Origin of the sequence: Streptomyces fildesensis, from assembly GCF_016107395.1 — a bacterium.
Classification (GTDB): domain Bacteria; phylum Actinomycetota; class Actinomycetes; order Streptomycetales; family Streptomycetaceae; genus Actinacidiphila; species Actinacidiphila fildesensis.
Window position 1 is genome coordinate 74,912 of sequence record NZ_JAAIKO010000037.1, and the last position, 12,643, is coordinate 87,554.

Annotated in this window: 15 protein-coding genes; 12 read left to right on the forward strand and 3 right to left on the reverse strand. The window is 71.4% G+C overall.

Features of this window, described 5'->3' with window-relative positions; all coding sequences use genetic code 11:
• The first annotated feature begins 36 nt into the window (after window positions 1-36).
• The 8 genes from C6N31_RS32620 (at window position 37) to C6N31_RS32655 (ending at window position 5,647) form a co-directional block, all read left to right on the forward strand.
• Window positions 37-1,143 carry an alpha/beta hydrolase gene (locus tag C6N31_RS32620; RefSeq protein ID WP_138355883.1) on the forward strand — a complete coding sequence of 369 codons (1,107 nt, stop codon included), beginning with the start codon at window positions 37-39 and terminating at the stop codon, window positions 1,141-1,143.
• A 28-nt stretch (window positions 1,144-1,171) separates the two neighbouring features.
• Window positions 1,172-2,044: a dihydropteroate synthase gene (gene folP, locus C6N31_RS32625; protein WP_187144924.1), complete on the forward strand. Its 873-nt coding sequence runs from the start codon at window positions 1,172-1,174 to the stop codon at window positions 2,042-2,044.
• Window positions 2,041-2,511 carry a nuclear transport factor 2 family protein gene (locus C6N31_RS32630; protein WP_138355884.1) on the forward strand — a complete coding sequence of 157 codons (471 nt, stop codon included), beginning with the start codon at window positions 2,041-2,043 and terminating at the stop codon, window positions 2,509-2,511. The genes folP and C6N31_RS32630 overlap by 4 nt, the downstream gene beginning before the upstream one ends.
• Before the next feature lie 281 nt (window positions 2,512-2,792).
• Complete coding sequence (folB, locus tag C6N31_RS32635) at window positions 2,793-3,152, forward strand: dihydroneopterin aldolase (RefSeq protein WP_138355885.1); 360 nt, start codon at window positions 2,793-2,795, stop codon at window positions 3,150-3,152.
• The gene (folK, locus tag C6N31_RS32640; RefSeq protein ID WP_138355886.1) at window positions 3,149-3,739 is read left to right on the forward strand and encodes a 2-amino-4-hydroxy-6-hydroxymethyldihydropteridine diphosphokinase; all 591 of its coding nucleotides are present in this window, start codon (window positions 3,149-3,151) and stop codon (window positions 3,737-3,739) included. The genes folB and folK overlap by 4 nt, the downstream gene beginning before the upstream one ends.
• A gap of 115 nt (window positions 3,740-3,854) precedes the next feature.
• Complete coding sequence (locus C6N31_RS32645) at window positions 3,855-4,334, forward strand: DUF3180 domain-containing protein (protein WP_138355920.1); 480 nt, start codon at window positions 3,855-3,857, stop codon at window positions 4,332-4,334.
• 306 nt (window positions 4,335-4,640) lie between these two features.
• Entirely contained in the window at window positions 4,641-5,177 is a 537-nt protein-coding gene (locus C6N31_RS32650) for a cupin domain-containing protein (protein WP_381585070.1), read from the forward strand.
• Window positions 5,174-5,647 carry a rhodanese-like domain-containing protein gene (locus C6N31_RS32655; protein ID WP_138355887.1) on the forward strand — a complete coding sequence of 158 codons (474 nt, stop codon included), beginning with the start codon at window positions 5,174-5,176 and terminating at the stop codon, window positions 5,645-5,647. Before C6N31_RS32650 ends, C6N31_RS32655 begins: the two co-directional genes overlap by 4 nt.
• On the opposite strand, the gene C6N31_RS32660 is transcribed toward C6N31_RS32655, so the two are convergent.
• The gene (locus C6N31_RS32660; RefSeq protein WP_138355888.1) at window positions 5,616-6,776 is read right to left on the reverse strand and encodes a betaine/proline/choline family ABC transporter ATP-binding protein; all 1,161 of its coding nucleotides are present in this window, start codon (window positions 6,774-6,776) and stop codon (window positions 5,616-5,618) included. The genes C6N31_RS32655 and C6N31_RS32660 overlap by 32 nt on opposite strands.
• Window positions 6,777-6,973: 197 nt before the next feature.
• Between C6N31_RS32660 and C6N31_RS32665 the strand changes: the two genes are divergently transcribed.
• The 4 genes from C6N31_RS32665 to C6N31_RS32680 all read left to right on the forward strand — a co-directional run bounded on the left by C6N31_RS32665 (window position 6,974) and on the right by C6N31_RS32680 (window position 10,627).
• The gene (locus C6N31_RS32665) at window positions 6,974-7,651 is read left to right on the forward strand and encodes an ABC transporter permease (protein ID WP_138355889.1); all 678 of its coding nucleotides are present in this window, start codon (window positions 6,974-6,976) and stop codon (window positions 7,649-7,651) included.
• Entirely contained in the window at window positions 7,651-8,373 is a 723-nt protein-coding gene (locus tag C6N31_RS32670) for an ABC transporter permease (RefSeq protein WP_138355890.1), read from the forward strand. The genes C6N31_RS32665 and C6N31_RS32670 overlap by 1 nt, the downstream gene beginning before the upstream one ends.
• 61 nt (window positions 8,374-8,434) lie before the next feature.
• Window positions 8,435-9,379, forward strand: a complete 945-nt coding sequence (locus tag C6N31_RS32675; RefSeq protein WP_138355922.1) for an ABC transporter substrate-binding protein — start codon at window positions 8,435-8,437, stop codon at window positions 9,377-9,379.
• 243 nt (window positions 9,380-9,622) lie between these two features.
• Window positions 9,623-10,627, forward strand: coding sequence for a hypothetical protein (locus tag C6N31_RS32680; protein WP_138355891.1), 1,005 nt, complete (start codon window positions 9,623-9,625; stop codon window positions 10,625-10,627).
• A 42-nt stretch (window positions 10,628-10,669) separates the two neighbouring features.
• On the opposite strand, the gene C6N31_RS32685 is transcribed toward C6N31_RS32680, so the two are convergent.
• Together C6N31_RS32685 and C6N31_RS32690 are read right to left on the reverse strand one after the other, a co-directional pair.
• On the reverse strand, window positions 10,670-11,821 hold the full coding sequence (locus tag C6N31_RS32685; protein ID WP_138355892.1) for an NADH-quinone oxidoreductase subunit D: 1,152 nt from the start codon (window positions 11,819-11,821) through the stop codon (window positions 10,670-10,672).
• Window positions 11,822-11,866: 45 nt separating this feature from the next.
• Window positions 11,867-12,643, reverse strand: a 777-nt coding sequence (locus C6N31_RS32690; RefSeq protein WP_198358831.1) for an SAM-dependent methyltransferase, incomplete at its 5' end; no start/stop codon positions are given.

Here is a 12,643-nt window from a genome sequence, read left to right on the forward strand (position 1 = left end):
GAACCGGGCCGCAGACAGGAAAGTACGTCACTCGACATGGGTCTCACCAGTAAGAAGGTTCTACTGCTGGCGGTCATAGCCGCGGTAGTGCTGTTCGTGGCCACCGTATGGCTCTGGCCGCGGCTGTCCAAGCGGAGTCTCCCGGTGGTGCTGGGGCGGGTCGGGATGATGCTCTTCACCCAGTTGTCGATGATCGCGGCGCTCGGGCTGGCCGCCAACTACTCGTTCGGCTTCTACGCCTCCTGGGCCGACCTGTTCGGACAGGAGTCCGAGCCGGGCGTCGTCGTCAACCACTCGGGAGCCGCGAACCAACTGCAGGTGGTCGGCCACAAGTACGTCAACGTGCCCGGGGGTTCGGTTCCGAAGGTCGGCGGCCAGATCCAGAAGGTGGTGTTCCAGGGCGGGGCGTCCGACATCACCACCCCGGCGTATGTCTATCTGCCCCCCGAGTACTTCCAGGACGCCAAGCGCAGGTTCCCGGCGTCCGTGATCCTCACCGGCTACCCGGGCACCGCCGAGGCGCTCTTCAAGAAGATGAAGTACCCGTCGATCGCCCACCAGCAGGTGCTGGACGGCAAGGCCAAGCCGACCATACTGATCATGATGCGGCCGACGGTGGCCCCGCCGCGGGACACCGAGTGCATGGACATCCCCGGCGGCCCCCAGACGGAGACCTTCTTCACCAAGGACCTGCGCGCCGCCGTGTCCGGTCACTTCCGGGTCGGCACCAACGCCCGGAACTGGGGAATCATGGGCGACTCCACCGGCGGCTACTGCGCCCTGAAGCTCACGATGCGGCACCCCGAGGCGTACTCGACCGCGGTCGGCCTGTCCGCCGACTACAAGGCGCCGCGCGACCGCACGACCGGCGACCTGTTCGGCGGCGACAGGAAGCTCGAACTCCAGAACAACCTGGCGTGGCGGCTGAAGAACCTGCCGCACCCGCCGGTGAACCTCCTGGTGACCAGCAGCAAGAAGGGCGAGCCGAACTACAAGGAGACGCTGAAGCTGATCGGCGCCGCGAAGGCGCCGACGCACATGTCGTCGATCATCCTGGAGAGCGGCGGCCACAACTTCAACACCTGGGGCCGGGAGATCCCGCCCGCCCTGGAGTGGTTGAGCGGCCGGCTCAGCGACCAGTAGTCGACCGGCCAGCGCCTACGCTTGGCGTATGAATACGCTGCGGGGCTTCGTGGACGGCCTTCCTGAGTGGGACCGCTGCGCGGTCATGGGCGTGGTGAACGTCACGCCGGACTCCTTCTCCGACGGCGGCCAGTGGTTCGACCCGGAGCTGGCCGTCAAGCACGGCATGGACCTCGTGGCGTCCGGCGCGGACATCGTGGACGTCGGCGGGGAGTCCACCCGGCCCGGAGCGGCGCGGGTCTCGGAGGCCGAGGAGCTGCGCCGGGTGATCCCGGTGGTGCGGGAGCTGGCCGCCGCCGGAGTGCTGGTCAGCGTGGACACGATGCGGGCGGCCGTCGCCGGGCAGGCGGTCGCGGCCGGTGCGCGGCTGGTCAACGACGTGAGCGGCGGCGGCGCCGACCCCGCGATGATCCCGGTGGTCGCCGACGCGGGGGTGCCGTTCGTCGTCATGCACTGGCGCGGGCAGAGCATCGACATGAACAACCGGGCGGTCTACGGCGACGTGGTCGACGAGGTCGTCGCCGAGCTGCGCGAGGGCTGCGAGCGGGCGGTCGCCGGCGGTATCGACCCGGGCCGGATCATCCTCGACCCGGGCCTGGGCTTCGCGAAGAACGCCGAGCACGACCTGGCGCTGATGGCGCACCTCGGCAAGCTGCGTGAACTGGGCCGCCCGCTGCTGGTGGCCGCGTCCCGTAAGCGGTTCCTGGGGCGGGTGCTGGCCGGATCGGCCGGGGATCCGCCGCCGGCCAGGGAACGCGACGCGGCGACCGCCGCGGTCTCGGCGATCGCCGCCCGCGAGGGCGCCTGGGCGGTGCGGGTGCACGAGGTGCACGCGAGCGCGGACGCGGTCCGGGTGTCGCGGGCCATCGAAGGCGCGGCCGGCACGGCGGGTGCCGCGTGACGCCTCGTACGGCGGAGGCCGCGAAGGTCGAGGAGGCGAACCAGGCGTTCTACGACGCGGTCGAGACCTCGGACCTGGACGCGCTGGAGGAGATCGTGCTGACCGGGCCGCTGGCCGAGACGGTCTCCGTGGTGCACCCGGGATGGCCGGTGCTGCGCGGGCGCGGCGAGGTGATGCGCTCCTACGCGCTGATCATGGCGAGCACCGAGTACATCCAGTTCTTCCTGACCGATGTCGAGGTCGCGGTCGACGGCGACACGGCCCTGGTCACCTGTACCGAGAACATCCTGACCGGGGGACCGGCCGAGGAGGACGGCTCGGCGGGCACTCTGGTCGGCGCCCTCGTGGTCGCCACCAATGTGTTCCGGCGCACACCGGAGGGCTGGCGGCTGTGGGTGCACCACGGGTCCCCGGTGCTCGCCGACGGTGACGACGACGATGAGGACACCGCCGGCCCCGGCGCCTGAACCTCACCGTCCGACCACCCCGCGTTCACCCACCCGGCCCGGGATCCGGCCGTGTTGGCGACCTTGTCACCCGTTCGCGCCAAGAATCCGCCGGCGGACGGGTAGCCGACCGGCTGGTGGGTAAAGGGCTGGAGTCCGCCCGCTCTGACCTGCGCCGGACCGGCCCCGGACAACCCGTCGGCACGTGCTGTCGGTAGTCGCGGGTAGATTCGATTCCGGGCGGGCCCGTACACATGGCGGGACCCTGTCCGTCCGTCCGAACCATCAGCAGGAGTGATCTCGTGGATCGTGTCACGCTGCGCGGCCTCAAGGCCCGCGGTAACCACGGCGTGTTTCCCAGGGAGCGCGAGGAGGGCCAGACCTTCGTCGTGGACCTGGTGCTCGGCCTGGACACGGCTCCTGCCGCGGCCGGGGACGACCTGACCAAGACCGTCCACTACGGCGTGGTGGCCGAAGAGGTCGTGGATGTCGTCAAGGGCGAGCCGGTCGACCTGATCGAGACCCTCGCCCAGCGCATCGCCGACCAGTGCCTCAAGCACGAGGCGGTCCAGGAGGTCGAGGTCACCGTGCACAAGCCGGACGCCCCGATCACCGTTCCGTTCGACGACGTGACCATCACCATCACCCGGAGGCGCCCGTGAGTTCCGACCCCACCGTGCAGCCTGTCCACCCGTCCGTGGTGGCGCAGGTCGACGCCGCCGACACGACGCTGCACAACCCCCAGCGGGCCGTGATCGCGCTGGGCAGCAACCTGGGCAACCGGCTGGAGACCCTGCAGGGCGCCATCGACGCCCTGGAGGACACCCCGGGTGTGCGCGTCAAGGCGATCTCGCCGGTCTACGAGACCGAGCCGTGGGGCGTCGAGCCCGGCAGCCAGGCCAACTACTTCAACGCGGTGGTGCTGGTGAAGACCACCCTGCCGCCGTCCTCCCTGCTGGAACGCGGCCAGGCGATCGAGGAGGCGTTCCTGCGGGTGCGCAGCGAGCGCTGGGGCCCGCGCACCATCGACGTCGACATCGTTGCCTATCAGGGCATCGTCTCGGAGGATCCCGACCTGACGCTGCCGCACCCGCGAGCGCACCAGCGGGCCTTCGTTCTCGCGCCCTGGCACGATGTGGACCCGTCGGCGGAGCTCCCCGGCCACGGCGAGGTGGCAGAGTTGCTCGCAGCGGTCGGCAACGCAGGCGTGGAGGCCCGCGGTGACGTGGAACTCAGGCTGCCCGAATAAGCGTTAAGCGGTCGGGCACGGCGGGTGCCACCGGCACCGACCGCACCACCAGCAGGACCAGCAGGACCAGCAGGACCACAACCAGCAGATGAACCATGTGAGGGGCGAACACTCGGTGAAGGCGCTGCGCATCAGAACGCTGCTGGGGCTGTTCGCGGTGGCGGGGGTGCTGTCCTGGGCCGGCGCCAAGCTGTGGGACTCGCTCGGCACCCTGCCGAGCGTCCCGCTGGCCGCGCCCATCGTGCTCGCGCTGATCGCGGTGGTGCTCACCGCGACCGCCCTGTCGCTGCGGACCCGGCTGCGCGCCCAGCGCGACCGCGTCCCCGGCGCCAAGGGCGTCGACCCGCTGCTGGCGGCGCGCGCGGTGGTCTTCGGCCAGGCGAGTGCGCTGGTCGCCTCGCTGGTCGCCGGGATGTACGGCGGCGCCGGCGCCTTCCTGCTGATGTACCAGTTCGACGTCCCGCCGCGCCGGGACCAGGCGGTCTACGCGGGCTTCGCGGTGCTGGCGGGCCTCGCGGTGGTCGCCGCCGCGATCTTCCTGGAGCGGGTCTGCAAGCTCCCCGAGGACCCCGAGGACACCGTGCCCGGCATCTGAGACGCGAGCTCAAATGTTGACCGTCTTGAGGATGGCGTGATTCAGTCTTCGATGTGAGTGGTATCGGACGGCGACTTCACCGGCGAGTGCACCTGGACCTCGTCCGGTACGCGGGCTGCGTGTGTCCGGGTTCACGCTGAACCCCGCCTCCCCGCTCACCTCCGCGTCGTAGCCTGCCGCCGCCGTCCGTTCCCCGGTCGGTGCGGCGCCGTGCCGGCGCCTCCCTCCAGGGTGGTCCCGTTGTCCGCACCAGCGTTTGTTTCCGCATCCCCTTCCGCGGCCGTCGTCGCGTCTCCCGTCACGGCCGTGCTGACCGAACCGGCCTCCGCTCCCGCTGCCGCGCGGCCCGCCGCCGCGCCGACCGCGGCCGAGCTGCTCGACTTCGTCCGCTCCATCGCCTCCGACCCGGAGAAGGTCGCCCAGCTCGCGCTGGACCCGCTGGACCGCACCTGGATCCGGCTGGAGGGGCCCGGCGGCGCCGAAGCGTGGCTGCTGGGCTGGCCGCCCGGCACCGAGACCGGCTGGCACGACCACGGTGGCTCGTACGGCGCCTTCGTGACCGCGGGCGGCGAGCTGACCGAGGAGTCGCTGGCGGTGCCGCTGCCGTCCGAGGGCTGGCGCTCGCTCGAACTGGCGGAGGGCCTGGACCGGACCCGCGCCCTGCCGGCCGGCACGGGCCGCGCCTTCGGCCGCAACCATGTGCACCAGGTCGTCAACCGCTCCGCCGAGCGGCACGCCATCTCGGTGCACGCCTACTACCCGCCCCTGCCGCTGATCCGCCGCTACCTCCGCGACGACCGCACCCTGCGGCTCGACGTCGTGGAACACCCGGAGACCTGGTGACCGAGCCCGCTGCCCGTACCGCCCGCAGCATCGACGACCATCTGGAGCGCGTCAGGACCCGGCTGGAGCGCCTCGACGCACCGGCCGCCGCCGAGGCCGCCGCGAACGGCGCGGTCCTCGTCGACATCCGCTACGCGGCGCTGCGCGACCGGGACGGGCTCATCCCCGGCGCGCTCGTCGTGGAGCGCAACGAACTGGAATGGCGGCTCGACCCGCTCGGTGACCACAAGCTGCCGGAAGCGACCGGGCACGATCTGACGGTCGTGGTGATCTGCAACGAGGGCTACGCCTCCAGCCTCGCCGCGGCCTCGCTGCAGGACCTCGGTCTGCACCGGGCCACCGACCTGGACGGCGGATTCCAGGCATGGCGCGCGGCCGGACTGCCGGTGATCCCGCCGGAAGGGTCCTGGAGCCCGTCCGGCGGGACCATGAACGCTTCTAGCCGGCCCGCTCGATCGACTCGATCGTGACGTCGGCGCGGTCCGCGCCGTTCGCGTCCGCGTCGATCGAGCGGCGCAGCGCCTCGTGCAGCCGTGCCGGGGTCAGTACGCCGAGGAAGTGATCGCCGTCGACGACGGCGATCCACCCGGCGTCGTACTGCAGCATGGCGCTGAACGCCTGCTTGAGCGTCGCGCCGATCGGCACCCACGCCTCCATGCGGCGGGCGTGGTCACGGACCGTGGAGCCCTTGCCGAGCAGCGACTCGACGGTGATCCAGCCGTGCAGCGCGCCGCCCTCGCCCAGGACGACCGCCCAGCGGGAGCCCTCCTTGCGCATCCGCGCGGCGGCCGTCTCCACCGGGTCGTCGAGCCGTACGGTCGGCGGCTGCTCCAGGTCGGCGGGCTGGATCTCCGTCACCGACAGCCGCTTGAGCCCCCGGTCGGCGCCGACGAAGTCGGCGACGTACGGGGTGGCGGGCGCGCCCAGCACGGTGGCGGGCGTGTCGTACTGCTCGATACGGCCCTCGCCGTAGACCGCGATGCGGTCGCCGAGCCGGACCGCCTCCTCGATGTCGTGCGTCACGAAGAGCACGGTCTTGCGGACGGTGGCCTGCAGTTTCAGGAACTCCGACTGGAGCCGCTCGCGCACCACGGGGTCGACGGCGCCGAACGGCTCGTCCATCAGCAGCACCGGCGGGTCGGCGGCCAGTGCGCGCGCCACCCCGACGCGCTGCCGCTGACCGCCGGAGAGCTGGTCGGGGTAGCGGTCGCCGTAGACGGACGGGTCCAGACCGACGAGGTCGAGGAGTTCGGCGGCGCGGTCCCTGGCCCGGCCGCGCTTCCAGCCGAGCAGCGCGGGCACGGTCGCGGTGTTCTCCAGCACGCTCTTGTGCGGGAACAGGCCGACCTGCTGGATGACGTAGCCGATCCGGCGGCGCAGCTTCACGGGGTCGATGGAGGCTATGTCCTCGCCGTCCACCAGGATCCGGCCCGAGGTCGGTTCGATGAGCCGGTTGACCATCTTCATGGTCGTCGTCTTGCCGCAGCCGGACGGCCCCACCAGCGTGACCAGTTCCCCTTCCGCGACCTCGAACGACAGGTCGTCGACGGCGGTCGTGCCGTCCGGGTACCGCTTGGTGACGTTCTCGAATCGGATCATCGGTGCCTGGAATCCTCACTGCCGGGTTCTCACGACCGTACTCTTCCCGAGTTCCGGCCCGGAATTGTGGCGGGAGTATTGCAGCTGCATGGCGGGCCGGCCTGATTGTCGTACCTGCCGGATAGGGTCGGGCCACGTGACGACCGCAGTGCTGATGTCGGACGAATGTACGGCCCGGAGCGGGGGAGGTGAGGGGCATGGCGAAGCGGAACTGTCTGGTATCCAACGACTGGATCTGCGGTGAATACCTGCGTACGCGCAGTCATGAGCTGACCGATGCCACCGTCCAGCACCTGTGGATCACCGCGGTGTCGGTGGCCATCGGGCTGCTCATCGCGTTCCCGGTGGCCTTGGTCGCGCGGCGCTGGCGGCCCCTCGCGGGCCCCGTGCTCGGGCTGGCCACCGTTCTGTACACCGTGCCCTCGCTGGCCATGTTCTCGCTGCTGCTGCCGGTCTTCGGGATCTCCCCGGCGGTCGTCATCACCGGCCTGGTGCTCTACTCCCTGACGATTCTGGTGCGCAACATCATGGCCGGCCTGGAATCCGTTCCGGAGGACGTCAGAGAGGCCGCCCGCGGGATGGGGTACGGGCCGCTGCGGCTGCTGTTCGCCGTGGAACTGCCGCTGTCGCTGCCCGCGCTGATGGCCGGCCTGCGGATCGCCACGGTCTCGACGGTGGCGCTGACCACGGTCGGCGCGATCATCAACTACGGCGGCCTCGGCAACCTCATCTACACCGGGATCGACACCATCTTCAAGGCGCAGGTGCTCACCGCCTCGGTGATCTGCGTGGCCATCGCCATCGCGGCCGACGTCCTGCTGCTGGGTGTGCAGTGGCTGCTCACCCCGTGGGCGCGGAGCAGGAAGGCGGCCTGATGAACGCGGTATCCGGCGCGTGGGACTGGCTGAACGACAGCGCCAACTGGAACGGTACGGACGGTGTGTGGCACCGGCTGGGCGAGCATGTCTACTTCACCGTCGTCTGCCTGGCGCTGGCCTGTCTGATCGCCCTGCCGATCGCCATCGTCCTCGGCCACCTCGGCAAGGGCGGGGCGCTCGCGGTGAACATCTCCAACGTGGGCCGCGCGGTGCCCACGTTCGCGATCCTCGTCCTGCTGATGTTCGCGATGGGCTCGGGCACCGACTGGCCGACCATCATCGCGCTGGTGCTGTTCGCCGTGCCGCCGCTGATGACCAACGCCTACGTCGGTATGCGCGAGGCTGACCGCGATGTCGTCGAGGCCGCCCGCGGCATGGGGATGACGGGCAGTCAGCTGATGTTCCGCATCGAGCTGCCGCTGGCCTTTCCGCTGATCTGGACGGGTGTGCGGTCCGCCGCCGTCCAGGTGGTGGCCACCGCGACCATCGCCGCCATGGCGGGCGGCGGCGGCCTCGGCCGGATCATCACGGCCGGCTTCAACCGGCAGATCACCGCGCAGGTGGTGGCGGGAGCGGTCCTGGTGGCAGGACTGGCCCTGCTGATCGAGGGAATCTTCATGGCGCTGCAGTGGTTGCTCGACCCGATGCGGCGCCGTCGCCGCCCCCGGTCCGGCAGCGCCGTCCCCGCCTCGAGCCCCGCGACCCCCGCGACACCCTGACCGTCATGCCTTTCCTTGCACTGTGGATGGAGAACCGATGAACCCGACGCTGCGCGTCACGATGGTGGCCGCTGCCGCCGCACTGCTCCTCACCGGCGTCACCGGCTGCGGCGGCGACAGCCTGGAGAAGTCCGGCTCCGACGCCGCCTCCCCGTCGTCCGGGGAGAAGAAGGGCGCGCTGGTGATCGGCTCCGCCGGATTCACCGAGAGCACGGTGCTCGCCGAGCTCTACGCGCAGGTCCTCAAGAACGCCGGTTACCCGACCTCGGTACAGACGCTGAAGAACCGCGAGCTTTATGAACCGGCCCTGGAAAAGGGGCAGATCGACATCGTTCCCGAGTACGCGGCGACACTCGCCGAATACTTCAACACCAAGGCGAACGGCCCCAAGGCCGCCCCGGTGGCCTCCGCCGATGTGGTGGCCACGGTGAAGGCGCTCACCACCTTCGCCGAGCCCAAGGGCCTGAAGGTCCTCGACGCCGGTCCCGCCATCGACCAGAACGCCTTCGCCGTCAACAAGGACTTCGCCGCCGAGCACAAGCTGAAGACCCTCAGCGACCTCGGTGCCGCCAAGGTCCCGGTCAAGCTGGCCGCCGGCGACGAATGCCCGGACCGGCCCTTCTGCTCGCCGGGCCTGAAGAGCAAGTACGGCATCAACATCACCGGTATCGACCCCAAGGGCGTCGGCACCGTGCAGTCCAAGCAGGCCGTCAAGGACGGCACCGACCAGCTGGTGCTGACCACGACCACGGACGCCACGCTCGACCAGTTCAACCTGGTGCTCCTGGAGGACGACAAGAAGCTGCAGAACGCGGACAACCTGCTTCCCGTGGTGAATGCCAAGGACGCCGGCTCCGCCGATATCGCTACCGTCCTCGGAAAGCTCACCAAGGCACTCACCACCGCCGATCTCACCGACCTCAACCAGAAGGTCGACGCGGAGCGCCAGAAGCCGGCTGATGTCGCGGCCGCGTATCTGAAGTCGAAGGGTCTGGTCACCGGCTGACGCCTCCGGCCAAAGGGCTGACGGCTCCTGCCGAAGGCCCGGCGCCGCCGGCCGGCCCGGTGTCGGCCGGCCCGCGGCGCCAAGATCCATAACCGGGTTCTGGCGGGGTACGGAGGGCATTGCGGAAACACATGGTGTCTATCCGGATGCCCTCCGTATTCATCGCGCCATCCATTGCCGGGGAGACGGCGATAAATCGGACCCCAGGCCCCACGCGTCCCCGTCGCACGCTAGTTTCGAGCCATGCCACGAGGACGCCACCGCCATTCACCCCCGCTGCACCGGCTGCTGCCCCCGCTGACGCTGGCCGGGTCCGCGGTGGCCTGCGTCGCCGCCGCCTGGATCAGTTCCGATCCGATGGTGCTGCGCGCGGTCGTCGCGGCAGCCGCGGCTGCCGCCTGCGGCGGTGCGGTCATGGCACGCACGTGGGACCGGGCCGCCGGCCGCCGGGTCGCCGACCTCACCACCGCCCGCGCCCGTGACGAATGGCACGCCGACGAGCGGATAGCCGAGCTCGAAACGGACCTCGACGAGTCCCGCGAGCTGCGCGTGCGCCTCGACACCAAGCTCAGCGCCAAGCGCGCCGAGCTGGGCCGGCTGCGCACCGAACACGCCGATCTGCTCCGCCGCTACGCCACCGCCGAGAGCGAGCGGGCCCGCGCCCTCGAAGGCCGCCGCCAGCTCGCGCTGGAAGCCGCCAAGGCGCCGCTGGCCATCGCCTCCTCGCCCGTCGGCCCGGCCGCGTTCAAGAAGGCGGACGAGGCACTCCTCAACCTCGGCCGCAACGCCGCCCGCCAGCAGGCGCTGCGCACCGTGGAGGAGGCCAGGCGCCGTGACGCCGCGGCCGCCGAAAGCGCCGGCAACGGTGACGACGAACCCCAGGGACGGCACGCGGCGGCCGAGGCCGCCGAGCCGGCCGCGACGCACACCCGCCCGGAGTCCAAGGGCCCCAGGACCGCGGCCAGCCTGCCGATCCGCGAGCACCGCCTCGTACCGGCCGTGGCCGCCGCCGTACTGCCCTACGCGCAGCCGCACCGCGCCGGCGGGTCCGCCAGCCGGGCGCTCGGCGGCTTCGACTTCTTCGGCACGCAGAAGCCCGGCGCCGCGCAGGAGGACCTCGCGGACGTCGTCGGCGAGGAGGCGTACGCGGAGCACGAGGCGCAGCTCGCGGCCGAGGTCATCGATCTCACCGAGCACGACGAGACCGAGCAGATCGACGTCAGCGGCCTGCGCGCGCACTCGTCCTGACGGCCGGTCCTGTCGCCGGCCCCGCGCCGGCCACGTGCCGACCTACTTGTCGACGTCCCCGACGACGAAGAACATCGAGCCCAGGATCGCCACCATGTCCGCGATCAGGGTGCCGGGCAGCAGCACCGTCAGCGCCTGGATGTTGTTGTACGACGCCGAGCGCAGCTTGAGCCGGTACGGGGTCTTCTCGCCCTTGGAGACCAGGTAGTAGCCGTTCAGCCCCAGCGGGTTCTCGGTCCACGCGTATGTGTGGCCCTCCGGCGCCTTCAGCACCTTCGGCAGCCGCTGGTTGATGGGGCCCTGCGGCAGTTCGCCGAGCCGGTCCAGGCAGGCGTCCGCCAGGTCCAGCGCGTTGTGGGTCTGCGCGAGCAGCACCTCGAAGCGGGCCAGGCAGTCGCCCTCGGTGCGGGTGACGACCTTCAGGGTGTCCTGCAGCTCCGCGTACGCCAGGTACGGCTCGTCGCGGCGCAGGTCGAAGTCCACGCCCGACGCCCGGGCGATCGGCCCGCTGACGCCGAAGCCGTGCACCGCCTCGGCGGACAGCGTGCCCACACCGCGGGTACGGCCGCGGAAGATCTCGTTGCCGAGCACCAGGTCGTCGAAGCGGCCCATCCGGGACCTGACCTGCGCGACGGCGTGCCGGGCGCGGCCGAGCCAGCCGTTCGGCAGGTCCTCCTTGAGGCCGCCGACCCGGTTGAACATGTAGTGCATGCGGCCGCCGGAGATCTCCTCCATGACGTTCTGCAGTTCCTCGCGTTCCCGGAACGCGTAGAACACCGCGGTGATGCCGCCCAGTTCCAGGGGGTACGAGCCGAGGAACATCAGGTGGTTGAGCACCCGGTTCAGCTCGGCGAGGAGGGTACGGGTCCACACCGCGCGCTCCGGGACCTCCATGCCCAGCATCCGCTCGACGGCCATGACGACGCCCAGTTCGTTGGAGAACGCCGACAGCCAGTCGTGACGGTTGGCCAGCATGATGATCTGGCGGTAGTCCCGGGCCTCGAACAGCTTCTCCGCGCCGCGGTGCATGTACCCGACGACGGGTTCCGCTGTGATGATCCGCTCGCCGTCCAGCACGATCCGCAACCGCAGCACTCCGTGCGTGGAGGGGTGCTGCGGGCCGATGTTCAGCACCATGTCGGTGCCCTCGGCCTGGCCGCCGATGCCGATCGTGGTCTCCGTCATGGACGGCATTCTGTCAGCCCGCCCTCCAACCCCGCTTGCGGGCGGCCGGTTGCGTCAGTCCCCGGCCGGCCCCGTCGCCGGCCCGGTCTCCGGTCCCGTCGGCAGCAGGCCGTGGCAGGCGTCGCCGACGGGGGTGGCGAGCCAGCGGAAGGCGCCGAGGCCGCCGGGGTCGATGAGTTCGGCGGCCTCGCCCGCGGCGGCGAGGCCGCGCAGATAGCCGCGGGGGTCCGTGGTGGCCAGGGCGAGCGGCGGACGGGCCCCGGAGACGCCGAGGGCCCGCAGGGCGGCGCGCTGTGTGACGAGGGGCACCCCGCCGCCGACGGCGTCCAGCGCGACGTGCGAGGTGAGGTCGCAGGAGCCGTCCGGCACCGGCGGCACCTCGCGGCCGTCGCGGAAGCCGGTGAGGGTGCCGTACGGGGGCCGCGCGGCCCGTTCGTGGGCGTAGTCGACGGCGACGGCGAGCCCGGCGTCCAGCGAACCGGCGGCCGCCGCCCAGGCGGCGTCGCGGGGCAGCCCGATCTCGGCGCGGGCGCCGGGCGTCCCGGCGATCGGCCACCAGCGGCGCAGCCACTCCGCGTCCTGGGCGCTCAGCGGCCCGCCGGGGTGCTCCCTGCCGTCGGCGGGGCGGACCAGGACGTAGCGGGGCTCGCCCGCCTCGTCGGTCTCGGCGATGTCGACGGGAATGTTGTCGAGCCATTCGTTGGCGAACAGCAGCCCCCGCACACCCCGCGGCGGGGCGGCGGTCCAGCCGATGCGGCCGTCGAGCCCGGCGGGGGGCGCGGACCGCTCGACGGCGTACGGGGCGACCCGGGCCGCCACCTCGGCCGGCAG

Bases quoted from the DNA above. Each gene is read 5' to 3' on its own strand.
- C6N31_RS32685 (WP_138355892.1), bottom strand. From the start codon at position 11,821: ATGCCGTCCATGACGGAGACCACGATCGGCATCGGCGGCCAGGCCGAG.
- C6N31_RS32675 (WP_138355922.1), top strand. From the start codon at position 8,435: ATGGTGGCCGCTGCCGCCGCACTGCTCCTCACCGGCGTCACCGGCTGC.
- folP (WP_187144924.1), top strand. From the start codon at position 1,172: ATGAATACGCTGCGGGGCTTCGTGGACGGCCTTCCTGAGTGGGACCGC.
- C6N31_RS32665 (WP_138355889.1), top strand. From the start codon at position 6,974: ATGGCGAAGCGGAACTGTCTGGTATCCAACGACTGGATCTGCGGTGAA.
- C6N31_RS32670 (WP_138355890.1), top strand. From the start codon at position 7,651: ATGAACGCGGTATCCGGCGCGTGGGACTGGCTGAACGACAGCGCCAAC.
- C6N31_RS32620 (WP_138355883.1), top strand. From the start codon at position 37: ATGGGTCTCACCAGTAAGAAGGTTCTACTGCTGGCGGTCATAGCCGCG.
- C6N31_RS32680 (WP_138355891.1), top strand. From the start codon at position 9,623: ATGCCACGAGGACGCCACCGCCATTCACCCCCGCTGCACCGGCTGCTG.
- C6N31_RS32660 (WP_138355888.1), bottom strand. From the start codon at position 6,776: ATGATCCGATTCGAGAACGTCACCAAGCGGTACCCGGACGGCACGACC.